The sequence below is a fragment of the Paenibacillus sp. Paensp111 genome (assembly GCF_059492195.1).
The window spans coordinates 2,607,293-2,632,193 of sequence record NZ_CP168527.1 but is presented as its reverse complement, the minus strand read 5'-3'; the positions used below and the strand labels follow the sequence as shown (position 1 = coordinate 2,632,193).

At 43.4% G+C, this 24,901-nt stretch carries 25 protein-coding genes and 2 pseudogenes; 22 read left to right on the top strand and 5 right to left on the bottom strand.

Going from position 1 to position 24,901, the window contains the following annotated elements; genetic code table 11:
• Positions 1-39 precede the first annotated feature (39 nt).
• The 3 genes from ACEN86_RS12290 to ACEN86_RS12280 all read left to right on the top strand — a co-directional run bounded on the left by ACEN86_RS12290 (position 40) and on the right by ACEN86_RS12280 (position 2,767).
• Complete coding sequence (locus tag ACEN86_RS12290; RefSeq protein WP_495630925.1) at positions 40-1,347, top strand: MFS transporter; 1,308 nt, start codon at positions 40-42, stop codon at positions 1,345-1,347.
• A 97-nt stretch (positions 1,348-1,444) separates the two neighbouring features.
• The gene (locus ACEN86_RS12285) at positions 1,445-1,681 is read left to right on the top strand and encodes an XRE family transcriptional regulator (protein ID WP_495630924.1); all 237 of its coding nucleotides are present in this window, start codon (positions 1,445-1,447) and stop codon (positions 1,679-1,681) included.
• 192 nt (positions 1,682-1,873) lie between these two features.
• Positions 1,874-2,767, top strand: a complete 894-nt coding sequence (locus tag ACEN86_RS12280; RefSeq protein ID WP_495630923.1) for a DMT family transporter — start codon at positions 1,874-1,876, stop codon at positions 2,765-2,767.
• 783 nt (positions 2,768-3,550) lie between these two features.
• Here ACEN86_RS12280 and ACEN86_RS12275 read toward each other — a convergent pair.
• The 3 genes from ACEN86_RS12275 to ACEN86_RS12265 all read right to left on the bottom strand — a co-directional run bounded on the left by ACEN86_RS12275 (position 3,551) and on the right by ACEN86_RS12265 (position 6,445).
• Complete coding sequence (locus tag ACEN86_RS12275) at positions 3,551-4,312, bottom strand: hypothetical protein (RefSeq protein ID WP_495630922.1); 762 nt, start codon at positions 4,310-4,312, stop codon at positions 3,551-3,553.
• 13 nt (positions 4,313-4,325) lie between these two features.
• Complete coding sequence (locus ACEN86_RS12270) at positions 4,326-4,502, bottom strand: hypothetical protein (protein WP_495630921.1); 177 nt, start codon at positions 4,500-4,502, stop codon at positions 4,326-4,328.
• A 668-nt stretch (positions 4,503-5,170) separates the two neighbouring features.
• Complete coding sequence (locus tag ACEN86_RS12265) at positions 5,171-6,445, bottom strand: MFS transporter (protein ID WP_495634291.1); 1,275 nt, start codon at positions 6,443-6,445, stop codon at positions 5,171-5,173.
• A 240-nt stretch (positions 6,446-6,685) separates the two neighbouring features.
• On the opposite strand from ACEN86_RS12265, the gene ACEN86_RS12260 reads away from it, so the two are divergent.
• The 17 genes and pseudogenes from ACEN86_RS12260 to ACEN86_RS12180 all read left to right on the top strand — a co-directional run bounded on the left by ACEN86_RS12260 (position 6,686) and on the right by ACEN86_RS12180 (position 19,985).
• Positions 6,686-7,330, top strand: coding sequence for a TVP38/TMEM64 family protein (locus ACEN86_RS12260; RefSeq protein WP_495630920.1), 645 nt, complete (start codon positions 6,686-6,688; stop codon positions 7,328-7,330).
• Positions 7,331-7,357: 27 nt separating this feature from the next.
• Positions 7,358-8,245 (top strand): MerR family transcriptional regulator, encoded by an 888-nt coding sequence (locus ACEN86_RS12255; RefSeq protein ID WP_495630919.1) that lies wholly within the window; start codon positions 7,358-7,360, stop codon positions 8,243-8,245.
• Positions 8,246-8,296: 51 nt separating this feature from the next.
• A complete protein-coding gene (locus tag ACEN86_RS12250; protein WP_495630918.1) occupies positions 8,297-9,217 on the top strand; it encodes an NAD-dependent epimerase/dehydratase family protein in 921 nt (306 codons plus the stop codon).
• Positions 9,218-9,466: 249 nt separating this feature from the next.
• Positions 9,467-10,139: pseudogene (locus tag ACEN86_RS12245) on the top strand (HAD family hydrolase).
• A gap of 131 nt (positions 10,140-10,270) precedes the next feature.
• Positions 10,271-10,789: a DUF4275 family protein gene (locus ACEN86_RS12240; protein WP_495630917.1), complete on the top strand. Its 519-nt coding sequence runs from the start codon at positions 10,271-10,273 to the stop codon at positions 10,787-10,789.
• Between the two features lie 231 nt (positions 10,790-11,020).
• The gene (locus ACEN86_RS12235; RefSeq protein ID WP_495630916.1) at positions 11,021-11,449 is read left to right on the top strand and encodes a hypothetical protein; all 429 of its coding nucleotides are present in this window, start codon (positions 11,021-11,023) and stop codon (positions 11,447-11,449) included.
• 300 nt (positions 11,450-11,749) lie between these two features.
• Positions 11,750-12,313, top strand: a complete 564-nt coding sequence (locus ACEN86_RS12230) for a MarR family winged helix-turn-helix transcriptional regulator (RefSeq protein WP_495630915.1) — start codon at positions 11,750-11,752, stop codon at positions 12,311-12,313.
• 115 nt (positions 12,314-12,428) lie between these two features.
• Positions 12,429-12,935, top strand: coding sequence for a hypothetical protein (locus ACEN86_RS12225; RefSeq protein WP_495630914.1), 507 nt, complete (start codon positions 12,429-12,431; stop codon positions 12,933-12,935).
• Positions 12,932-13,789 (top strand): SDR family oxidoreductase, encoded by an 858-nt coding sequence (locus ACEN86_RS12220; protein WP_495630913.1) that lies wholly within the window; start codon positions 12,932-12,934, stop codon positions 13,787-13,789. The genes ACEN86_RS12225 and ACEN86_RS12220 overlap by 4 nt, the downstream gene beginning before the upstream one ends.
• 555 nt (positions 13,790-14,344) lie before the next feature.
• On the top strand, positions 14,345-14,974 hold the full coding sequence (locus ACEN86_RS12215; protein ID WP_495630912.1) for a histidine phosphatase family protein: 630 nt from the start codon (positions 14,345-14,347) through the stop codon (positions 14,972-14,974).
• Positions 14,975-15,073: 99 nt separating this feature from the next.
• On the top strand, positions 15,074-15,916 hold the full coding sequence (locus ACEN86_RS12210) for a tyrosine-type recombinase/integrase (RefSeq protein WP_495630911.1): 843 nt from the start codon (positions 15,074-15,076) through the stop codon (positions 15,914-15,916).
• A gap of 69 nt (positions 15,917-15,985) precedes the next feature.
• Positions 15,986-16,447, top strand: coding sequence for a GNAT family N-acetyltransferase (locus ACEN86_RS12205; protein WP_495630910.1), 462 nt, complete (start codon positions 15,986-15,988; stop codon positions 16,445-16,447).
• A 156-nt stretch (positions 16,448-16,603) separates the two neighbouring features.
• Positions 16,604-17,053: a hypothetical protein gene (locus ACEN86_RS12200; protein WP_495630909.1), complete on the top strand. Its 450-nt coding sequence runs from the start codon at positions 16,604-16,606 to the stop codon at positions 17,051-17,053.
• Positions 17,054-17,209: 156 nt separating this feature from the next.
• Entirely contained in the window at positions 17,210-17,434 is a 225-nt protein-coding gene (locus tag ACEN86_RS12195) for a hypothetical protein (protein WP_495630908.1), read from the top strand.
• A 135-nt stretch (positions 17,435-17,569) separates the two neighbouring features.
• A complete protein-coding gene (locus ACEN86_RS12190; RefSeq protein WP_495630907.1) occupies positions 17,570-18,073 on the top strand; it encodes a hypothetical protein in 504 nt (167 codons plus the stop codon).
• Positions 18,074-18,520: 447 nt separating this feature from the next.
• The gene (locus ACEN86_RS12185; protein ID WP_495630906.1) at positions 18,521-19,099 is read left to right on the top strand and encodes an RNA polymerase sigma factor; all 579 of its coding nucleotides are present in this window, start codon (positions 18,521-18,523) and stop codon (positions 19,097-19,099) included.
• Positions 19,071-19,985, top strand: coding sequence for a DUF4367 domain-containing protein (locus ACEN86_RS12180; protein ID WP_495630905.1), 915 nt, complete (start codon positions 19,071-19,073; stop codon positions 19,983-19,985). The genes ACEN86_RS12185 and ACEN86_RS12180 overlap by 29 nt, the downstream gene beginning before the upstream one ends.
• Before the next feature lie 300 nt (positions 19,986-20,285).
• Here the strand turns inward: ACEN86_RS12180 and ACEN86_RS12175 are convergent, their stop codons facing one another.
• Positions 20,286-21,200, bottom strand: a complete 915-nt coding sequence (locus tag ACEN86_RS12175) for an AraC family transcriptional regulator (RefSeq protein WP_495630904.1) — start codon at positions 21,198-21,200, stop codon at positions 20,286-20,288.
• A gap of 94 nt (positions 21,201-21,294) precedes the next feature.
• Here ACEN86_RS12175 and ACEN86_RS12170 point away from each other — a divergent pair.
• Both ACEN86_RS12170 and ACEN86_RS12165 read left to right on the top strand, forming a co-directional pair.
• Positions 21,295-21,452 (top strand): annotated as a pseudogene (locus ACEN86_RS12170) (aldo/keto reductase); the annotation flags it as partial.
• Positions 21,453-21,988: 536 nt separating this feature from the next.
• The gene (locus tag ACEN86_RS12165) at positions 21,989-22,660 is read left to right on the top strand and encodes an HAD family hydrolase (protein WP_495630903.1); all 672 of its coding nucleotides are present in this window, start codon (positions 21,989-21,991) and stop codon (positions 22,658-22,660) included.
• 272 nt (positions 22,661-22,932) lie between these two features.
• On the opposite strand, the gene ACEN86_RS12160 is transcribed toward ACEN86_RS12165, so the two are convergent.
• Complete coding sequence (locus ACEN86_RS12160) at positions 22,933-24,759, bottom strand: glycosyltransferase 87 family protein (protein ID WP_495630902.1); 1,827 nt, start codon at positions 24,757-24,759, stop codon at positions 22,933-22,935.
• Between the last annotated feature and the right edge of the window lie 142 nt (positions 24,760-24,901).

Here is a 24,901-nt window from a genome sequence, read left to right as displayed (position 1 = left end):
TGTGGAAGTATGGATGGTTTACAGAGCAGGGGGGAGACGATGTCGAACGATACGGCATTCGTAAGAGAAACAACAGATTATAGAATAGAAGCACTAAAGCCATATGTGAATTCAACTGAAAAACAGCGTCAGTTGTACAGAAGAACGATGATCACCGTTATTGCTTCTCAGATGTTTGGCGGAGCAGGGCTGGCAGCCGGAATCACAGTAGGGGCCCTGCTGGCTCAGGACATGCTTGGAACCGACAGTTATGCCGGTATTCCGACCGCGCTGTTCACATTAGGTTCCGCTGCCGCAGCACTCATCGTCGGCCGTCTGTCTCAGCGGATGGGGCGTCGTGTGGGACTTGCTGCAGGTTTCTTAACAGGAGGAATCGGTGCGGCAGGTGTGGTCCTGGCTGCGGTTCTCCATAGTGTCACGCTGCTCTTCGTATCGCTGCTGATCTATGGAGCAGGAACAGCTACCAACTTGCAGGCCAGATATGCCGGTACGGATCTCGCACTCCCAACACAGCGGGCCAGATCGATTAGTACGGCTATGGTCTTCACAACTTTTGGCGCAGTTGCCGGACCCAATCTCGTGAATTTTACGGGCCGGATTGCGGCTTCAATGGGCGCTCCTGTGTTATCCGGTCCATTCATGCTGGCAGCTGCTGCTTATCTATTGGCTGGATTTGTACTTCTCATCTTCCTGAGGCCTGATCCATTACTTGTGGCTAAAGCTATTGCAGACATGCAACGTGGATATGACAGCCGAAGCAGGACTCCGCAATCGGATACTCCGGCATCGAGTGTGAATAGACGAGGGATCGTCGTTGGGGCGTCCGTGATGGTGTTAACCCAGATTGTGATGATAGGCATTATGACCATGACCCCGGTTCACATGAAGCAGCACGGCCATGGGCTCGGAGAGGTTGGGACTGTCATCGGAATTCATGTTGCAGCCATGTTCCTGCCTTCCCTGCTAACGGGCATTCTTGTCGATAAGTTTGGCCGGAAGCCGATGTCCTATGTCTCTGGTGTCACGCTGCTCTTAGCCGGATTACTCTCTGCATTCGCACCAGGTGACTCCATGGTACTTATGGTTCTTGCGCTGGCTCTGCTAGGGCTAGGGTGGAATTTCGGTCTTATTAGCGGGACAGCAACCATCGTCGATGCTACGTCTCCCGAAACGCGCGCGAAGACACAGGGAACAGTGGATGTTCTAATCGCCCTCGCCGGGGCGTCGGGAGGTGCATTATCCGGTATGGTGGTGGCACATTCCAGTTACTCGACGCTCTCTTTGGCTGGAGGATTCCTGTCTTTGCTCCTGATCCCCATTGTCCTGTGGTCGAGGAAGAAGGAATAATTCCATGCCTAAGGGCTCCCTAAATTATGTATAGGCATTCTGGCAATGGATAACGCTTAAGATGATCTAGAGTTTTTATACGGGAGGCCATCGCTTCATGAAATTTGAACTGGGACGCTGCTTGCTGAATGAACGATTGAGAGAAACCGGAAGGTCAGTAGAATGGCTGGCAAAAGAATTGCTATATAAACCGGAAAGAGTCAATGACTATATTGAAAACAAAAGAGTGATGCCGCTCAAAGCTGCCATCTCCATTGCCGATTCCATCGGTTGTGATGTTCGGGCCTTGTATGAACTCATTCCAGATGGAGAGGTTGGAAAGGGAGCTCATTGACTCCACCTTTGCTCAATCATACAGCAACAGTCTAGGACTTTAATTTCCCGTCCGAGGCTGCTGCTGTTTCTTTTTATGAATCGGTCTAAATCTTTAATTTTGCATAATTTTATATAAGTATTGACATAGTGTTGGGTCGGAGGGATATAATATCCAAGCTGTTGGAAGGAAGAATTAATGAAGGAGAGTTGATTGGTTATGTTATCCCGCACCCGGACAGTGGTGTACTTAATATTCTTGGTTCTTGTATGGGGAATCAACTGGCCTTTGTCCAAACATGCATTATTATACTCGCCGCCCTTGTTGTTCGCAGGTCTGCGATTGCTGATCGGAGGCATTCTGCTGCTGATTATCGCCATCCCCAGGTATAGACAGCTGAGGTTCAAGGAGACCTGGCCACTTTATTTCATCTCAGCGCTATTTAATATAATCCTGTATTATGGCCTTCAGACGATCGGTCTTAATTATCTGCCGGCAGGATTGTTCTCCGCGATTGTGTTCCTTCAGCCGGTTCTGCTTGGGATATGTGCCTGGTTATGGCTGGGAGAAAGGATGTATGGACTTAAGATCGCAGGCCTGGTACTTGGATTCCTTGGTGTTGGGGTTATCGGCGGCGGAGGCCTTACGGGGAGTCTGTCGCCGGTTGGCGTCATGCTCGCTCTGGGCAGTGCAGTCAGCTGGACACTGGGTACCGTATATATGAAGAAAATTACCGGAAAGGTAGACTCCATATGGATTGCAACCCTTCAAATTCTGATCGGAGGTATAGTTCTGCTGATCTTGGGAAGCTTCACAGAAAGCTGGTCTGCGATCGTCTGGAACGGGTCATTTATGCTGGATACTCTGTTCATCGCGATATTCGTTATTGCCGTCGGCTGGTTGATCTTCTTCAAATTGGTGGGTTCGGGGGAAGCCAGTACCGTAGGATCCTATACCTTCTTGATTCCGGTCATATCCATAGCTTGCAGTGTGATCTTCATGGGTGAATCCCTGACGATGAATCTGATTATCGGCTTTGTCATGATTGTGGGCAGTATTATTCTGGTCAATGCCACTGGAAGAATTCGCTCGCGTTCACTTGGTTGATGAAGAATTCGCAACTTATTTCGCCCGGGTCCCGTTATTTAGATAACGTGGTATTCATCCAATAATCGTGAGATCCCCCTTGAAATGACTGCTTTTAGCAGTCTTAGTGACCAGGAGCAAGCCCGCATTCCAGTGAGCCCAAAGGATTCAGTTGTAGCAAAAGTGAGGGTTCATGAAGAGCTGGCTGCACTTATTGGTGAGCACTTTAGTGGAAAAGAAGTGTACTCAATTACCTTTAAGCATACAGGTATTGGTTCCTCAAAGGATATTCAAGTATATGTGGATTTAGACAAACAACAATTCTTGGGAAAGAGTTCCGGGACGAGAAATTACCGGGTCATGTCTTCACGAGAATCGGTACATTCACGGCCTTATCCGACCCAGGTATGTCTTCATATAGAAATTATTCGCTCCTTGTTATGTACTATAATAATATTGCAGTTAACGTTACTATTAATTTTGGAAATCTTGGTAAAAAATTGCTGAATCATTAGGAGAGGCAAAAACCATTATGCCAACTGATGCAGTAAAAGTAAAAGATTACAAAGCCGATCAGAACCACGATGTGGTTCAGCATGAGAGTAAGATACTTGCCAACCAACTAAGTTCCTTTGATAAATAAAGTAGATTTAAAGCCTGGAACGTTTATGGTTCTTTTGAAGCACGACAATAAAGGGGTCTATGCAATAATAATTTCTGCAGAAGATAATCCGTAAAATTCTAATTACAAAACATAACCCCCGTAGTGCAAAAGCACTACGGGGGTTATTGTTTTTAGAAAAGTCATGTCTTATCTCCACTTGCATCTGGGGAGTAACAAGTTTTAGTCCAGTAACCCTCAGCGCAAATTGTATATTTTGGAACATAACATAAGACTATAACGCTGGATTGACATGCGAGTTTAGTGTAAATCGTTGTATTTCCGAGCTTACACAAAGTTCCAATCAAACCTTCACAGTCTCCACTTCGATCTCCCCCATAACTTTCGGTCCGAGTACAGTGCCAGCAATAAATATCGCTTGAATTAGTGCCTATTTCACCTTTAGAGGAAGATTGTTTCTTTAGCTCTTTTACTTTAATTGCTACAGATTGTTTCATTTCTTGTAAATTTTTATTTTTATCTATTGAGAATGCGAAGGTTTCTTTGTTAGTTTTAAGGTCGTTAATATAGACATTATCATTTTTCATCACTTTACTATAGTCGATAATTGCAGCGTTTAGATCTTTTGTTTCTTTTGAATAAACAAAGCTAAGTAAAGAGGTTAATTTTCCCGCACCTTGTTTATCATAGTTGTACTTAACTTCAAATTGTGCTAAGAAACCAATCTCTTTTTTTTCCTCATTTACAAGTGGTTTAAAGATAATTGGTTGTTCTGATACAAGAATATTCTTATATTTTAGGTAATACTCATTTGTTTTAACATTATTTAAAAACTCATCTTTTGAAGATAATATCAACCCATTAGCTGTGGTTGATTGAACACTAAAACCAAACGTTACAGTGATCATTAGTATTATTGATAATAAGCGTTGTTTAATACTCATGATACTTTCCTAATCAATTGGTTAATTTTAAAACTGCATCTTTCTCAACTATGTCTTGGAATTTTTGTTTCACTTTCTCGATAGATTTGACTTTACGGAAAGTAGCAACTGAAAGAATTCTTAAAAAAATTAAAACCATTCCTGAAAAGGTGAAGGAATGCGATCCTGAACTTATAATTTTTTTTGACAAAGCGAACACCTCCTTATCAAATTAAGAATTCATTTCTTCATAATTGTACATAATTTCCTATTAATTGTAAATATATTTACAAGTTTTTACCAAAATTAGTTAAAAAGTCGTAAGAAGTCCCATATACTGAGAAAATAATAAGTCTAGGCTGAGTACAAACATGGGTTTGAGGACTGAATAACACATGAGATGGACCGAGTGCTTGGAGGTGGGAAGTCGTGACGCTTACGATATTGCTTCATGAGCTGAAGTTGTTCTTGAGCAACATACCCGGGAATTGTCATTTGGCGACAATAGGAGGGCTCCTACTGTTTATGAGGGTTACCTGCCACTTAAGACGGTAAATGCGGTGTTCCTCCTACACTGCCAGGCGTAATTCCGCCTTCCCCAAACAATCAAGTCATTGACCCGAATGATCCGGACGATTCATTGTTCCCTTACATCATTGTTCGGGGATTAAGCTTTACTGATTAGGATATCAGCAACCATAGGGCCTCCGCTTCTGTTCGACTAATCTTCGACACAATGTCTTATGAGAATAATGGTTACTTGGACATTTTGCTTTTGATGGAGGCCCAGAGCCCGAGCTGTAGTTGCCAAGATTAAATAAAAGGGAGCCTTAGGTCAGACGACCTCGGGACTCCCTTTTTGTTGATTGCATTGTTCTATCAAGCTGTCTTCACAGATCTGGAAGGCCGCTCTCTGAACATGAAGAAATACATCAGCGAGGAGACGATATATAATACTCCTGTAATACTGAAGGTAATGGCATAGCCCCAGTAGTTACCGTAGCTGGTCACAAAGTACGATTGAACCGGACCCATGGTTGCCCAGCCGAGCATAAAGGCGGTCTGCATCAGTGAATTGGCAACCCCTCGTCTGCGGTCTGATACTCTGTCAATCATGATGGATGACTGAATCGGGTTGGCCGCATTCATAAGAGCCTGCCTGAAGAGAAAGCTGATTGAGGCAACCATCAGGAAATGGGTGAAGCCCGTAAGCAGCAGGAATGGAAGGGACAGGATCTGGAAGATTACTACAGCCTTCACGGGGCCTACCCGAGCTGCAAGTGAAGGACCAATCAGCATGGAGAAAATGGTCATCACCTGCCCCAGCGAGATTAGCACACTCATGGCGCTGAGGGACACCGAGAAGCGATTGGTGAAATACAAATTAAGATAGGGAACAACTAGTCCCGAGCCTAAGCCCACAAGCAGCTGTGCGACGACAAACCGTGAGATGAATTTGGAGTCTCTGGAGGAATCCTTGTCTTTATCCCTCCGAGGCATCCGATCCTCAGCTCCGGTTGTATTGGGGTCGGCTGATACCTTTAAGTTCCTATGTAGTGTACTCGCAGCTTCAGTAAGAAACAGCAGGGGAATCACGGCCACTAGGGTTGTGATACTTCCAGTCAGAAGAACAGCCCGCAGACTCATTAGACGGGTGACGCCAACTGCCTGCAGCAGGTCGGCAATAACACCTCCACCCATACTACCGAAGACTTGCGCGGCCAGAACGACCGACGAGAAGTAGCTGAACATACGAAGACGCTGCGCTTTATCGATATTCTCGGCAAGATAAGGAATAGCCAGCACTTGAAAGATTGAAGCAAATAACCCCGTCAGGACCGCAAGAATAACCAGACTATTCTCGGATCCCAGGAAGGAACGACCAAGGAAAAGGACCCCGCTGAACAGTCCTCCGATAATGAGGAGACGCTTGCGGCTGGTCCGGTCTCCAATTAGACCAATGGGAATGAACATGATGGCGGTAGCCAAAGATTGGATGCTCACTACCCTGCCGTTCATGGTGTCTCCGTAACCCAGTCCTTGAATATACAGATTGTACAGCAGGGAGAAGATGCCCGTTCCGATCTGATAGAATATATTGGCCAGGAAAAATAACTGGATATTGCGTGACCAACTCCGTACTTCTGAGATCATGTTAGCGATAAACTGCACAGCTTGTTCCTCCGTTATTCCAGCTCTCTGCTCAGTACGAAGCCGATACAGAGAATCCTATTCATATTATTGACCAACATATAATTAATAAGATTAATATACCAGATATGTGTATAGTTTGGGCAACCTTGTGTCAAAACGGCTTATTCGATGACAAGGCTGTTCCCGATGAGGTATGCTTGCTAATAGCAATCAATTACAAGGAAGATGCTTGGAGGTCCTATGCAAATATCGGAAATCCTGTCCTATATGACAGAAGAGAATCTTAAGAGCTGGATTGAGCAGTTTCGCTCTCTCGGACCTCTTCCGGGTGTTCTTCTGCCCTTTTTGAAATCATTCATTCCTCCGCTGCCTACTCTGGTAATTGTCGGCGTGAATGCAGCGGTATATGGATTATGGCTGGGGTTCCTTTATTCCTGGGTGGGTATGGTTGCAGGCTGTATGCTCACTTACCTGATTGTTCGGAGAATTGGCGGTCATCCTTTGCTGGAACGGATTGTGAGCAAGCCTAAGGTAGCGAAGACTAGACATTGGATTCAAAGTAACGGATTTAGCTACGTATTCCTGTTAAGCCTATTTCCGGTTGGCCCCTTCGTGGTTATTAACATCGCAGCAGCCCTTTCAGGAATGAAGCTGCGTTCTTTCCTGCTTGCCGTACTGGTAGGCAAAGGAATCATGACCTTTGCGGTCTCCTGGATTGGCTCTGATGTAACGAAGTATCTGAAGCACCCGGTGGAGCTGATCTATATTGTTATTTTTGTTGCGGGTTCTCTATGGATCATGAGACGGATTGAGGCTTGGTTCGCGAGAAGAGATCAGCCGGAGAGAACGGATTCGGCACCAGAGTCCTCTCACAGTCTGCATTAGCTAAGATAAGGGGAGAAATTGTCCAATATGGCGAAAGACCAGCTCTATACCATCGGCCAGGCCGCGAAAATCTGTAACGTCTCCGTTCAGACCCTTAGATTTTATGACAAAATAAACTTGGTAAAGCCCGGTGAGACCGATAATTTAACGGGTTATCGGTATTATTCTAATCTTAATCTTCTGCACATTAAAATTGTGCAGGATATGAAGCTGCTGCAATTCTCGCTGGAGGAGATCGGTCAGGTCATCGTATCTAGAAGCTTGGATGAAATCCGGTCGATGATGATACAGAAGCGAGAAGAAACCTTGTACAAGTTGAATGCGCTTAGGCAGGTCGCAGGTTCTCTTGAGCAGAGAATCGGTCAGCTTGATTTCTTAAAGGAGCTGGGTCACGGAATTCCGGAGAAAGATGTCCTGGTCGAGCTTAAATATATACCGCGGCGCAGGGTAGCTTCCCTCCGCAAACGTTCGGGCTGTGGTCTGGAAGCCTCCGTGACTGGATTTACGCAGCTCTATCACTTTATAGAGCAGCAAGAGGGACTCCAGGCTGACGGTTACATCATGACCATATACCATGAAGACCTGCTTACTTTTGACCGCGATGATGTTGACCTTGAGAGATGCATTCCAATCCGTCATGAGCATGAAGAACTAGAAGCGCCTGCCGGGCAGCAGCCGGATTACCTTAATATTATCCCTGAAGGGAACTACATAACAGCACTCTACTGCGGGATCCCCAATGCCGAATCCTGCAAGCAAATATATCATCGTCTATTAACCTGGATTGACGAGGGTGACTACGAGGCCTGTGGGCCGGCGATAGAGCAGTACCTTGTAGATATGTCCCAAATGATGAAGCCTGAAGAATTTATAGTCGAGCTGCAAGTTCCTGTGAGAAAAAGATTGACCCTATAGTTGCTATAGGGTTTATTTTTATTTCAACAAAGAATAGGGAGGCAACAAAAGATGAACCTTATACTCGGTACAGGACCGCTCGGCTTATCTGTAATGCAAGAACTGCTAAGAAGAGGTGAACAGGTAACCATGGTGAACTCAAGCGGAAAGGGACCGCAGCTTGAGGGAGTCCGGGTGATTCAGACCGATTTGATGGATGAAGGCCAGACCCGGCAGATGATGAAGGGGGCTGAGGTAATTTATCAGTGTGCTTCGCCAGCGTACCATAAATGGGACCAGCTCTTTGGCAGGATGCAGGATCATATTGTTAATGGGGCCGCGGCGTCGGGTGCCAAGTTGATTGTGGGGGAGAATCTCTATATGTACGGACTGGTCGAATCAGCTATGAAGGAGAACCTTCCCTATGCAGCCAGAACCAAGAAAGGAAGAGTCAGAGGTGAAATGTCTGAGGGGCTTCTCAAGGCACATAGAGAAGGCAAGCTTCAGGTGGCGATTGGAAGGGGTTCTGATTTCTTCGGGCCTGGAGTAGTGAACTCAGCTGTAGGGGGAAGGTTCTTCATCCCCCTTCTAAATGGCAAACCCTCAAGCATATTCGGTGATCCGGACAAGAAGCATACTTATACTTTTATAGAGGATTTTGGGCGGGCCCTGGTTACGCTTGGGTCTCATGAAGAGGCACTAGGCGAAGTATGGCATGTTCCTAGTGCACCTGCCGTTACTACACGTCAATTCGCCGAGCTTGTCGGGGGAGTGCTTGGTGTCTCCTGCGGCATTAAGCCTATGGGTAGAATGATGCTTAGAATCGGTGGGCTTTTTATCCCGGCTGCCCGAGAGAGCATTGAAATGCTCTATCAATTCGAGAATGACTTTATCGTAGACAGCAGCAAGTTCAGTTCCAAATTTGGGATGATGGCCACACCTTTGGAGGAATCCATAACAAAGACGGTTAACTGGTATCAATCCAGAGCTTGAGAACTTGCTGAGACTTATAGCGAATCCTTGTGTGAGGGGAATACCGATGAACTTCTCTAGGACGGCTGTTTAATGACACAAAATGCCCACATACAGGTGGGTCTACTGGTACGTATATCAGAGGACAATAACATATCTGCTTAAGTAACCGATGTCATTAAGCTAACGGGCAGATTTGTTCAATGAAGTATGCTGGATTACGACTTGTTTCAAACGAATACCGTAGGCTAATTGAGGAGGAGTGGTTCTTTGGAAATTAAAGCGGTGCTTTTTGATTTAGATGGTACGTTATTGGACCGTGATACCTCTCTTGTGCTATTTGTTCGTGACCCAGTACGACCGATACCCACATTTTCAAACTGTTGAAAAGGATGTTTTTGTGCAGCGTTTTATTGAGCTTGATAATCATGGATACGTTTGGAAGGATAAAGTTTATCAGCAGCTAATAGCTGAGTTCTCTATACAGGGTATAGAGTGGACCGACCTACTAAATGATTATTTGAGTAGTTTTCAAAGACATTGCGTCGGTTTTCCCAATTTGCTAAATATGCTTACCCAACTAAAAAACAACGGTATAAAGTTGGCACTCGTCTCTAATGGTTTTGGACAGTTCCAATATGATAATTTTAAAGCATTGGGTATCGCCCATTTATTCAATGAGACTCTTATTTCGGAATTGGAAGGATTACGAAAGCCTAACCCAGCAATTTTTATGAGAGCACTATCTAAACTCGGTGTCGAACCAGAGGAAGCTTTATTCGTAGGAGACCATCCTGAAAATGATATAAGAGCGAGTCAAGCAGTAGGTATGAAAGCGGCATGGATACAGAATGATGCAGTTTCTTCGGGAGTTTACGCTGAAATTATTATTGATGATTTAGGAGAACTAAGCCAGTATGTACTGAACTCACGGGTACTATAGCTCAAAGGTAAAGAACCGGTAGCCACGGGAGATTGCCGGTTTTCTCACCTAACGGGCAGTTTAGCGCAACCATTTCTTCCCATTTTCGTATATATGTTGTTCAGATATAGGTAGCGAAGAGAGGGATTATAATGAATTTTAGTATGTATAGAAAAGAAATTAATCAAATGATAGACAGTTTACCTGATGAAGAATTAGTGAAAGTTTACGGGTCCATTGAAGAAATCCGTCAACAATATCTCTTTACTAAAAACATGCTTGATAAAGGGGTAGTTATTTTAACCTTATTGGAAAAAGAGCATGGAATTATGGACCTTTGGGATAGCTCATTTGCAAAGAATATTAGCGACGAGACCAAAAGTAAAATTCGTTATAATCAGTATAAGTGGCATATTTTTAGTTATAAGAAGCAAGAATTTTTTGAAAAAGAAGCAGCAAGAAACGCATTTGATGCTATGACTAAAAATGAATTATATGTCATGTATCAACATATTTCAGATATTGTATTTGAATATAATAACGCTAATGATGTTGTCGCATCCGATTTTGATTATGAACACGATATATATATATTTGATAAGAATTTTACATGGACGTACATACACACTCATGAATCAATGTGCGGACCATACTTTTATAAAATTGTTTAGGGATAGTTAAACATCTTTTCAACAGGCTCCCTCATTTGGACAGAAGAGATGGGATTAACCTAACGGGGAACGTTAGTTCAGCGATTCCAGGAGCAGTTTGCCGCCGAGGAAACTGCTATTTCTGTCATTAAGCTAATGGGCAGATTTTTTCAACATGAAACGAAACCAATTATTACCATCTTCGTAGGTGTATATATTGAGAGTGAAAGTAACTGAGGAGGGGAGACATATTTGTCAAATAAGAAAACTGTTGGGCTCATAATATTAATAGTAATGGTCGGGGCATTATGGCTTCAAAACCATAAATGGTCACCAGATATACAGCATAAAGGCGTTATCATTAGTAGTTGGAACAGTGGAATGGGTGCAGCGGATGAGAATACAACAAATCTTGATAATCAGAAGCTGACTTTTACGGCAAGTATTTGGAATGATAGTACAGAACAAGCCTATGTAAAAGACGTAAGTATGAAGCTGCCTAACTCACTTCGTTCACACATGCTATCAGGTGACACCGTCTTCCACGTAAACCAATTGTTAGACCCCAATGCTAACTATCAGATAAAAGGAGAATTAATTCTCGATACTAAAGACATGACGAAGCAGGAAATAGTTAATCTCGGAAGCATTCAGGGATTTTCAATGGAAATTGTAAAATAATAGAATTAAGCTAACGGGGAACGTTAGTACAGCGATCCAGGAGCAGTTTGCCGCCGCGGCAGCTGCTCCTTTTGTCGGGGCAGTATGCATAATCAAATACAACTAGATAACTCCATTATGCTTGTTATAATCTTCGGTTGATGAGGATCAAACAGCTCTAACTAGATTTGGAATAAAAGAGAGATCGAGCCTTTTGCAGTGGCCGAGGAGGAATACAGTTCCAGATATGAAGAAAGGAGGGGTGTTGATGTGTTATAAAAATGTGTTGACACAAAAGTAATTAGGAACCATACTATATATATGAATAACAATAATAAAATAATAAATGACATTGACGCTATTCCCTCACTTGCACAATCCAAGCGTCAGATTGATCGCTATAACCTAGACATAGACGCACAGGCTATACTCGTCGCATCTAGGCTAATGGCAGCGGGGGCCAAGCTTGCACATGCCTCGGAGATTCATTTCTCTAGATTCGGTTTATCAACAGGTCGATATCGTTTATTGGCAGACCTTGAAGATAACGAAGGAGAAGAGTTGCCTTCGCAATTAGCGGAGCATCTAGGCGTTACACGTGCTACAGTGACAGGTCTTATCGACATTCTTGAACGAGATGGGCTAGTATCTCGGCGAGCAAGCTCAGACGATGGCCGTCAGAGATCGGTCATTTTGACGGAAGAAGGAGCGAAGAAGCTCCGTGATATGGCTCCTGAGCATTTCGCTCGGCTGGAAGCAATGGTGGGCTTACTCAATATCGATGAGCGCAGCGTATTTCTCGACTTGCTAGGTCGAGTTACACAAGGCATCTCAGCACTTACGGGCGAACTAGGCTCGATAGAAACCAAAGGGAAACATCAGTAATGAGTAAAATGGGCTAGTGAAGCTAGCCTATTTTTATTCTTATATAGTTAGGTGGCTAATTATATCTCACTGAAAGCAATCATGGAACTATTTCAAAGAAGAAGGGAGCAACTAAATGAACAAAATGAAATACCCGAATCAGACAGATGTTTACGGCATCAAGGCTGCTGGTTTCAAGAAAAAGACTTTTGTACTATGGCGTGAAGTTGCAATGGCCTATGCTGCTCCTGCCATCATGGCAGGTATCGGGGGATTGGCTACTGCCGATAGGGGTCTTCAAATAGGGGCATTGACCACAATCGGCGGTGGCTCGGCCTTGATGGCCTTGTTGATTGGCCTTTTGTTGCGCAGCCGAGTGGGCCATATACGATGGGTCATCGGTGCACCTCACTTGGTTGTGGTAGGGGTGTTCGCATTGGCCGGGTCCTCGTTTGGCCTATACGCCGCATGGGTGACATCTGGTTTACTAGAAATTATGATTCCGAGCAATCACTTGGCCTGGTTCGATCGTATCTGGATTGATTTTCCGGTGTCTGGATTCATAGTAGGCACGATAGTGACATGGCGGTGGCGTCTTGCCGTCACAACTAATTTTTCATCCAAAAGGAGAAGAAAAAAATGATAGTTATTATGGGAGCAACAGGTACGATAGGCAGTGCGCTTTTAGAACGTTTGGTTGATCTTGGCGTACCCGCCAGGGCGCTGAGCAGAGATCCTGAGAAATTGCGTGATCAGATTGGAGAAAAAGGCCGGTCGACTATCGAGGTCGCATCTGCTGATGCTTCCGACCCCGAATCGCTGCGCCGAGCGTTTACAGGAGCTAGCCAAGTCTTCCTTGCCATGACCAATAGTCCAAGACAAGTCGAATTGGAAACTTCGATCATTCAGATTGCATCCGAAGCTGGAACCAAACACATCGTAAAAATATCCAGTCCTGCCTTTGAGCAGAGCTCTCCAGTGGCAGTGGCGAGCTGGCATCAAGAGATCGAGAGAACACTGAGCGAATCGGGTCTCGCCCACACCGTGTTGCGTCCTTATGCGTTCATGCAAAACTTACTTCGCCTTGCACCAACAATCACTACCCGAAATGTTTTCTATGGCTCCATGGGCGATTCACCCTGTAACTTCATTGACTGTCGCGACATCGCAGATGTTGCCGCAGAAGTCCTGACCAACCGTGAGGTATCAGGCCAAATATATACGCTTACTGGTTCGGAGATTTTCAGTTATCCCCAGATCGCGAGTAAACTATCCGCCCTGCTTAATCGGCCGATAAGCTACATCAACATGGAACCCCAAGTACTACTCCGCAATCTTATCGAGCACGGGCATATGCCTCCTTGGCTCGCGAACCACGTTGTGGAAATTCAAACCATGTCTACGCTGGTGCCAGAAAGTCCAAATGACACTGTGAAGCGCTTGCTCGGCAGAGAGCCACGCACGTTAGACGCCTTTCTGCATGAGTATTTCCGGTAGAGGCGGAGTCCACCTATTTCAAATTTGTGTCGTTGGCAGCATTTTGTTCCGATTTCAGACAAGTCATTAAGCTAACGGGATACGTTAGTTGAACGCACCATGGAGCAGTTTGCCGCCAGCAGCTGCTCAATTTTTATTGCGCTAACGGGCGACATATTTTTACAACAAAAGGTAGAAGTGTGTTAATATGGAGTGGAAAAAGGGGTTGATGATAATTTTTGAAACTTTGACAGGACAGCTTAGTGTTGTACTTACATTTGGGTTTGGGGCTTTGTTAATTGCACTTTTTCCTTTGATATACAAGGAAAATCGATATTTTGCTTGGTTTAGTTTAATTATGGGAGTTATTGTTTGGTTGCTCTTATTATGGTTCACATTAGGAAATGAAGCTATTAGGTATCAAATACTACACTATGGTCTTCAATAGATACATATATTTAGGACTGAACTTACGGGATACGTTGCTTCAACGAAAACAGGCTTGCCAGTATACAACGACAAGCCTGTTCCGTAACGGGCAGGTTAGTGACAAATTTAGAACTGAGGAGGATTTGTATGGGGCGGATTATCTTGGTACAACATTGCCAGTCAGAACATCACATTAACGATATGTCTGGTGGGTGGACAGATACTCCTCTAACTGACCTAGGACGGAAACAGGCGGAACAAATAGGGTTGAAACTGAAAGAAAGGATAAACAGCAATGATTGCATCCTATACTCTTCTGATTTATTAAGAGCGTCACAAACGGCTGAAATTATCGGAAGACACCTGGAACTGGAAACCACTAAAAACAGTGGACTTCGAGAAATAAACACTGGTGTTGCAACGGGTAAAACAAAAGAGTGGGCAAAGGCAAACAGGAAGCCCCGAACAGGAGACGTATTTGATATAGACCATCAGGAGTTTGAAGAAGGTGAAACTGCTAGACAATTTTATGCTCGGGTATGTGGTTGTATGGATGGAATCTATGCTTCAGATAACGACAAGGATTTAGTGATTGTAACTCACGGAGGAACAGTCGCGTACATCGTGTCATGGTGGATGAATTTCCCACCAGAATTGTTACCTAAGACGCATTTTTCTTCGTCGGTTGCAAGTATTTCAACTCTGAGCAAGAACTTATTTGGACAGAATTCATTGAACCTATTTAACGATACCTCCCATTTGTCTGTGTTACGCTAACGGGATACGCTAGCTCAACGGCAGTTCAAACGAATAGCTTAAAAGCCTCCTACAAGAGCAAACTAGACTATAAACACTGCTCTCGTAGGAGGTTTTAATATGATTTTGAGTGAACTATGGCAAGCGTATGAATCTGAAAAGCGAATCCAAGGCTTTAGCCCGAATACACTGAAGGCATACGCCTTGCAACTCAGGATTTTGATTAAAGAACTTGGTGATCTTGCTATTTCAGAAATAACACTGCAGTTGTTGAAGGAGTATTTAGCCAAACAGGCTGATCGCTTAAAGCCAAATAGTCTTGGACACCGCATTCGCTTCGTACGCTCCCTCTTCCGCTTTGCATATGAGAAAACATACCTCACATCCAACCCCTCCTTGAAACTACGTGAACCCAAGATGGAGAAACGAATTCCAAAGTTCTTGATTGAGGAAGATGTAATTCATTTGAAGATTTCCTGTCACTCACTTAGGGAGAGGGCAGTGCTTGAGTTCCTATACAGTACCGGTTGCCGAATCGGGGAAGTTGTACAATTAAATATTGAAGACTTGAATTGGGAGAATTGTTCTGCGATTGTTAATGGTAAGGGATCAAAACAGAGAGAAGTTTATTTTACAGCCGAGTGCAAAGTGTGGCTAAAAAAGTATCTGGCATCACGCGAGGACGCTTGTAAGGCACTGTTCGTAACGGATACTCAACCTACGCGCCGTATGGCCATACCCACGATCAGGTGGGCATTGAAACGACTTGCCGAACGGGGAGGAATTGAAGCTAATGTATACCCTCACCGGTTTCGTCATACCTATGCCTGTCAACTGCTCGATAACGGAGCACCGTTAGACTTTATTCAAGGCATGTTAGGGCATGAGAAGGCATCGACTATGCAGATATATGCTAAACTCCGTGGAGAACGCAGACGAGAGCTATACCGTCGTTATTTCTAATGCGATCAACCAACGGTACTGAACTAAAGGGCAGTTATGTTACATAGACCGAAACAGGAGGATGAGTGTATGGCTATTGTACGATTAGCGACATTAGACGATGTAGATGAACTTGTTGGAATGCGTTGGGATTTTTCTACGGAGGATTATGGGGTTAGTACGGTTAGTTTTGAGGAGTTTCACCAGATTTGTAGCGAGTTTTTAGTTAGAGCGATTGAAAACGGAGATTGGTATATTTGGGTGGCAGAAGTTAAAAAAAACATAGTTTCACATATGTATTTACAGTTGATACATAAAGTACCGAGACCGGGGCAAACTCGTGACCCTTTTTACGGATATGTTACTAATGTCTATACTCGCCCAGCTTTTAGAAGCCAAGGTATAGGAGCCGAAATTCACATGGCAATGGAAAAATGGTCCAAAGAAAATGATGTTGAATTTCTTATTCTTTGGCCAAGTAGCACTAGTGTTCAGTTTTATACAAGAAATGGATTTGCTCGATGTGATGAAGCAATGGAAAAACATTGGTGATGACATACCAAGAAGGCATTGAAATAACGGGATAAGTTATTTGAATAAAGGAAACTGACGAGGCTACCAAGAATATATATGGCAGCCTCGTTGCGCTAACGGGCAGACTAGCTTAATCAGTTAGGATATAGTTAAGATAAAAAACGAGGTGAAATCATGGAACTTATAAACGAGATTAAGATGCTTGAAAATAAAGAGGTTTTATTTGTTAGGCTTGCAGGTAATTCGTTAATCTTATATTTGGAGTGTTTGCCAGGTGAAACAGACAAAGGCGCCAGCATTTGGCTTGAACCAACTTGGCATTTTAGAAATTTTGATAAGGTTCTTACTGGCTCAAGGCAGGCTCAGATAGAGGATGATGAAGAGCGTGAAGTTCTTTCACATATACTAGGAAGCATGGTCAAGAAACGAGTGAAATGCATACATATCGAAAATGGAAGCAATGATTTAACAATTGAACTGGAAGACGGTTTGTATTTAAAAACGTTTGTCTCAGACCCAACAGATGAAGAATCATGGCTTGTTCGTGACCATAAACGAAAAACGAAAATTATAGGTAATCCCGAAAAGGTATACCAAGAAAATAGCGAGAAACCGCTAAGCTAAAGGAGAACGATAGTTGAATAAGGATGCCGTGGCAGTCGACCAGAAAATCGGCTGCCGTTTTTTGAGCTAACGGGCATAACGGGCAGTATTGCATCTTTGAAATCGTGGTTTGCGTTATTGTTGTTAGTATGTTAAATGTGTAGTGGAGGTAAGATAATGAAAAACATTTATGTTGGTTGCACTTTTTTTATAAGCGGAATTATTCTTTACTCACTTCGTTTGGTTGCAGGTGTAATATATGATGAAGCCCGAATGAGACCAATTAGTGGAGGCGGTAAATTAGTAATTGAAAATATAAGCTGGTTTTCACTTGGGGTATCAGTGGTTCTAATAATCTTAGGATTTATACTAATTATCAGAGGTTATCTTGAAGAAAAATGATTGAACTAACGGGATACTATAGCTCAAAGATAAAGAACCGGTAGCCACGGATGCTGGCTCCTATTGCGCTATTTCATTTGATAAAGCCAATAATACAATCTCGCTAAACTGATTTAATTACAGGAGGTAACCAAATTGAAGATCAAAAAAATTGCTATTCTTGGTTTAACGATTGCAGCTACTCTTGTTGCAGGTGTTGCGGCGTATGCAAGCAATGATACGGCACAGGGGCTTGTGAAGGACATTGTGGGTGGCAAATCCTATAAGCAAGCTAAAGAAGAAGTGAAGATTGACAAGGATAAAAAGTTTGATGATGTGAAACTTAAGGCAAATAAGGATAAAAATCTAAGTAGCCTCAAAAATGTGGAGGATATTCCCGGTGTTGTTCCTGTTAAAAAACTGAAGAATGCTGAGTACAAATTAAAAAAGCTTATGACGTATGAGGAAAGCTATAACTTAGGATATACAGATCAGATAATCTATTCAATTGATCCAGACCGTATGGTTTACGTGACTCAAGTTAAATCGAATGAAGAGTTGGACTATGAAGGAAAAAAGGTAAAAAATCCGTTGATAACCAATGTTTATGATGCGGAGACGGGGAAAAAAATTTCTTTCAATTGGCAAGCTGAGCAGTAACAGGGAAATAGAGAAGCTAGTTTTTGTTCTTCTTGATAAAGGGAGATTTGTGTCAATCAACACGTTGTCTAATGACATAAAGTAACCTACATATTAATTTTAGTGAAAGCCTGATTTATCAGGCTTTTTTTTGTTTTTATGTAGGTATATTTGTGTCAAGGTAAAATGCACAAATTTGCCTGCATTCAGGTGGGTCTACTGGTACGTATATCAGAGGACAATAACATATCTGCTTAAGTAACCGATGTCATTAAGCTAACGGGCTGTTTAGCATAGGGAAAGCTAACATTGTAATAGCTTAATTAATGTCTTTGACATGGCCGGAGGAACTGTCTTTTTGATATGTTTTATTCATATCTTCAAAAAATAATTATAAAGATGTCACAAAGCATCTATTTTGATTGTTATTACCCATATCAACAGGGCCCTGGTATGGAAGGAGAATATATGGATCAGAAAAGCGAAGAGTTAGAAATAGATATTATTGTGGCTCAAATAAAAGACGGAAACAAGGAAGCGTTTCGAGCGCTTGTTTGTGAATACCAACGTAAAATTCACGTATATAGTTACCACATGCTTAGGAATAAAGAAGAGGCTGAGGATGCGGTTCAGGAAATCTTTTTAAAGTGTTACCAAAAGATACACCAATATTCCCAAGGAACGTCCTTTTCCGGATGGTTGTATACAGTTGCATATAATCACTGCATTAATTTACTAAAGAAGCGAAGTTTACGCCATAAGTTGATAACACTTTATCGTACTCATCTGGCTCAAGCAAAGCAGGAAGTAGTAGATGATGCATCATTATCTATTCATGACGTATTAGGCATACTATCTGCCGAGGACAGAAACTTGCTTGTGCTTAGAGTATGGGAAGACCAAAGCTTTGATGAAATTAGCAGGATTATGAACTGCAAACCGACAACAGTACGTAAAAGGTTTGAGCGTATTCGCAAAAAATTGAAGATGAAAATTATTCAATTAGAGGAGTGTTCAAGTGACCCAAAAACAGCATTTCGAAGATGATGTGGAAGAGTTGAAAATTCTATTTAATAAACCGGATTTGCCGATACAGGATTTTTCTACAAGAATAATAAACCTTATTGATGAACGGGAATGTAAAACGAATTTAAAACCTAATGTTTTTAAACGAACTGTATTCGTTCTCGCGATCGTGGGAATACTCTGCGGCTTCACCTATGCAGCAACAAAATGGGTCGAGTTAAAGGACAAAAACGGAAACGTTGTTATAGAGGTAAGACCAACAGATAGTAAAGTCTTACCTGCTTATCAACAAGCACTCGAAGAAATCCAGAATAAGATTTCTCCTGGGGAAAATGCTACAGTCTGGTTTGGTAGTAAAGATGATATTCTGAACAAAAAAACAGATCAGGTCATGCATACCGTTTCGCCGTATAAATACACTGATTTTAGTCAATTTATAAAGGCGATTGCAGCTCCATTCGAATCGAGTCAATTTCAGCCTATTCTCTCAGAAGGATACCAATTTAAAGAAGCATCAATTTATATGAACCCTAAGATCGGAGCCGGTAAAAAAGGGAAGATGAATTTTGGTACAGCTTCAAATGGACAAGAGCTTGGTTACTATACGCAGAAAATTGGAAATCAACCATCCTGCATTGTAATCACTTATACGAATCGCGAGCATGAAGTAAGCTATTCAACTTACTTCTCAAAAATGGAAAAAGAAATATTTTTCGATAGTTCTCTGTCAGTGGATGCTAAAACGGTTATCAATGATGTGGACACCTATTATTATGGTGAAAAGAATATACAGGAGCTGGTGTGGGCTAAAAAAGAGAATGGGAGAACAGCTCATTTTGTCTTGAGTAGTACAACCGCGAGCAAAAGTGAACTGTTGAAAATTGCAAAAAACATCCTTTCTGATTAAGTTCATTTAAACGATAGTAGAACGCACCTGGAGCAGTTGTCGCCGACAGCTGCTCTATTTTTGTGAGCTCGTATTGTTCATAGAGAAGAAGAGCCGGAACCGTTGCATATGATGTTTCCCAGCTTTATAAAGATGGGGGTGATGGGAATGTCGTTATCAGAAATTCATTAGCAGGCGGAGGCTCAACGATTGTTTGGTCTACCAATACATCCGGACAATAAGAAATAAAAATTGTGAAGAAACCCGGCGTCTTATTTCAAGACGGCTGGGTTTCCTTTTTTCTTATATGTAATGCTTGCTTTATTTCAATTGGACGGGGATGCAAAATTCAACTCGAACTTGCCCCGGTGGAGTTCCCAGTGGGTCATTAGGGAATATGGCCATCATACGCCGGCTTTCATCCCACAAATAGGGACTGAGCGGAAGCCAACGGATGGATACGATATGAATAAGTTGGTGCAGCACATGGGGTAATTCACAAAGTGTAAATACCGCATACATTCCGCCGGGGAGTGTAATAGACTGTACTTCCATGTTGGGCTGAAACGTATTGGAAGTCGTAAAGCATACCGCATACCGCTGCTTCGACTCTGGGGTAATATAAGGGTCGTCGAATATGAGTCCAATCGCTTGACTGTCTTCCTCCATCAAATGCTTAGACTGCATCCATGTATGAAGTCTGCCGAACTCCGCTTCAACGACATGTTCAGCTACATCATGAATGATCGTTCCTATACGATGGATGCAGGCAGCGTGTTTTTCAGGAAGCTTGCGTATTGCAACTCTTAAATTACAGTACTTCTCTTCCATTTCAGCAACTAGCACATCCTCGTTTTCTACCAAGGCTAACGGCGAATCGAAATGCGCTTTGGTCGGATCAACGGAGAATTGTCGCCGATATTTGGTAGCACTCATTCCTACAAAACGGCGGAATGTCCTTGACAAGTGAGCGGGTGACTGCAAACCACAAACGAGTGCGATTTCGGTTAAATTACGTTCAGGTTCATGATGGATGAATTTCATGACCATTTCCACCCTTAGCCGATTGATAAATTGAAAAACATTCTCGTTCATCACTCGTTTAAACACACGATGGAAATGATAGGGTGAAAATCCTGAGATACCTGCTAGTTCCTCAATGGTAAAGGGAGAAGCCAAGTTCTGCTCAATATGATGAACCACTCTAGTGATATGAGCTATATATTCCTTTTTCATAAACGTAACTACTATACCCCCAGTCGCTATATGTTTATTTTATTATAAGGGAAAAATGGAAATGTGTGGAGTTTTAACCTCGTTGAAAAAGTCTGTGACGGTAGGGAAGGCAAGGTACATAGGCGCTTTCGCAATGTTTGCGTAACAGTTCTTCAAAGCTCTGCATGTTGTGGATCGGTATGGCTGACCTGATTTGTGTCAATGCAGAATCATTTCGACCTTCAATACCGCGAAGAGGAACGGGATATGCTGGGGACTCGGTGGATAAGGTCATAAAAAATTAGGAAAGAAATACTCCACCCGTATCGAACAAGGAGCAAAAGTTTACACTTATCAAGATTCGAAAAACAAGTTAATACAAGAATTTTGGACGGTTGATGGGAAAGTTCAGATTATCCGCTTAAAGACGAAACGGTACTTGTACGGATGTCATTAAGCTAACGGGACACCGAACAATTGGCATGATAATCCGAATCACATAGCCATCATGCGGGAGGATTGCATTGTGCCTATTGACAAATGCCAATGGACTCTTTGAGATAGCGGATGACTATGCACAATATGAAAAAAGAAGTCAACCGTCATTCGTTCATTTGCGATGAACACACGGCAAAGACGCCTATCACCGATCGGGTAATGGTACCAAGTCGAGGGATAGAACGGAAAAGCGCGGCTGCCGACAGCTGCTCTATTTTTATTGCGCTAACGAGCAGACTTGTTCAAAGAAATATGAAGGATTACGATTGTTCATAACGAATACTGTAGGCTAATTGAGGAGGCGTGGTTCTGTGGAAATTAAAGCGGTGCTTTTTGATTTAGATGGTACGTTATTGGACCGTGATACTTCTCTTGTGCTATTTGTTCGTGACCAGTACGACCGATACCCACATTTTCAAACTGTTAAAAAGGATGTTTTTGTGCAGCGTTTTATTGAGCTTGATAATCATGGATACGTTTGGAAAGATAAAGTTTATCAGCAGCTTATAGCTGAGTTCTCTATACAGGGAATAGAGTGGACCGACCTCCTAAATGATTATTTGAGTAGTTTTCAAAGACATTGCATCGGTTTTCCCAATTTGCTAAATATGCTTACCCAACTAAAAAACAACGGTATAAAGTTGGCACTCGTCTCTAACGGTTTTGGACAGTTCCAATATGATAATTTTAAAGCATTGGGTATCGCTCATTTATTCAATGAGACTCTTATTTCGGAATGGGAAGGATTACGAAAGCCTAACCCAGCAATTTTTATGAGAACATTATCTAAACTCGGTGTCGAACCAGAGGAAGCGCTATTCGTAGGAGACCATCCTGAAAATGATATAAGAGCGAGTCAAGCAGTAGGTATGAAAGCCGCATGGAAACGGAATAATGCAGTTTCTTCGGGAGTTGACGCTGAAATTATTATTGATGATTTAGGGGAACTAAGCCAGTATGTACTGAACAACGGGAAACTTTAGCACAACAAGACAAACAGCAGCCGGACAAGCCGGCTTTTTTGCGTCTGGTCGACCAGAGGAGAAACTTTTATTTTAAATGTGAAAAACAATAGCCTTTTAATGTGTGACACTAAATGAAAATCCTTTAAAGGACGGCCGGGTGAGGGAGGTTACTTTAATCTTGGAATGAACGAAATGAAGAAACAAATTGAACCTGGGACTGACATTCATGAAGCAACAACAGGGTGTCCGATCAGCCGCTTCCATGGCAGCCGGGACACCCTGTTGTGCACTCACGAGATTTCTCTTACTTTAATAAGTAGCTCCTGCTTGTTCGATTGACCACGTGCTGAACTGCAATCCAACAGGATTTTGGCCAGATAGATACACAGCACGATATTCAGGGATGAAGTGAGGAAGAGCGTTAACCCATAGGAAGCTCCCCCATTGGTAGAGTTGTACAAGATATAATAGGTATTCACAAAGATCGTCAGGCTGAACCCGCCAGCCAGCCAGAGCAGCCGCCTATCCTTCAGGTACGTATAGGCCAGCAAAGCTAACGCTGCGGCGGGGAACAAATACCTTTCGTGCATACTCGAAGAGAAGGTGAATACCATGGCAATCAGCAGGAGCGCACAGGCCGATGCGAAGCGAACGCTGCGTGTCCGAATATACAACCACCAAGAGAAAATTGTACTGATCACGATAAAGATGAGTCCCCAGGTGTGATAGCTGAAGATAAGGAGCGTATCGCTATCCGCTGTATAGTTGGCACCAAGGAAAGCGAAGAAATTAAATGCATTGACCGAAGCATAAGGGTACTCGCTCACGGTTCCGGTATACAGGTCATACAGCCACAACGGATCCTGCCCCATGGAGAAGGGCAGTACGACAATAAGCATAGCCAGAACAGCCGAAGCTGCTGCTGCGAACCAGGAACTCCATCTCCTGGATGCGACCAGCGCGAAGAAAAGTACCGGCAAATAGATAATCCCCTGCGGCTTCATAAGTACCGATAAGGTCAAGATGACCGTGGACCAGACCAGCTTCCCCTCTGACAGAAGATAGATTGCAGCGACAACCAGCAGAGTGAAGAAGGAATCCACCTGTCCCCAAAATGTCGAATTTATCAGCACGGCAGGATTAAATAGATAGAATAGAGCGATCAGAAGACCAGCTTGATAAGATAAATATTTACTTGCTGCCTTAAAGAGCAAGAAAGCCGTTGCAGCATCAGCGAGAATGGATGGAAGCTTGATCAGCAGGGTGGAGTATACATTTAACGCGGCTGTATTTGTCAGCTGTCCGATGACATATAGAATATATACATACAATGGTGGATAGTCGCTCGACCCGTTCAGATAAAATCCGGTCAAATCCGCGGCCGCTGAACCAGACCAGCTCTTGAACAGATTGGTATCAAAGGGATGTCCGGCGATCCAGGGAGCGGCGGCAATCCTTATCAGCAGCCCGGTTCCGAGCAGACTCCACAGCAGGATCTTTCGATCTGTCAGCCGGATTTCAAACTTTGTCTTCCTCATCACGATATAGGCAGCCGTGACCAGAGCAAAGAATACTATGGAGTAAAGGGCGAGCGGCCAGGCGTAATTGGAGGAGCTGCTGCTCTCCCCGAATCTCCCGCCTCCGGAAGGTACCCTGTCGTTCCTCATGGATCCCCCTGCGGAATTCGAGGCAGCACCTCCTGAACCTGAACCAGAAGAAGATCCTCCAGAAGCTGTATCTGGTGAGATGCTGTCTGGAGTCGATTCTGGTGAAGTGCTGCTTGAGGTTGAATCTGGCGAGGAAGGAGCTTGTGGGTTGACAGCTCCGCTCTGCGGTGAGCCATATTCCTGTTCAGTCCCGGCATCTGGCAGCTTCCGGTTCGCGTCTCCACGAATGAAGTTCCCATCACCTCCGATTGTTTGGCCAGGCGGACCTGCACCTTCCCTTTGTATGCCAGGCTGTGATTGTGCAGACTTATGCATTCTCCCAGAATCACTCCAGCCGCCGACTGCGGACGGGCTTCCTGTATAGCTCATCACGGAATATACAGCTAGTCCTATCGACAGCAGCAGCACAAGTATACTCAGACAAGCTGTTTTTCCTAAGTTTAGCTTCAATCTAGAACCCTCCTTCTACGTGGATTTCGGCTTTTACGGAACGATTATGCATTGGCTGGCTGAATATCCGCTGAAAGCAAGCTGATTACCTGCTTAATGTTGTCCTACTTGAGCTGAACCTCCAAGATAGGGAGAAAGAACC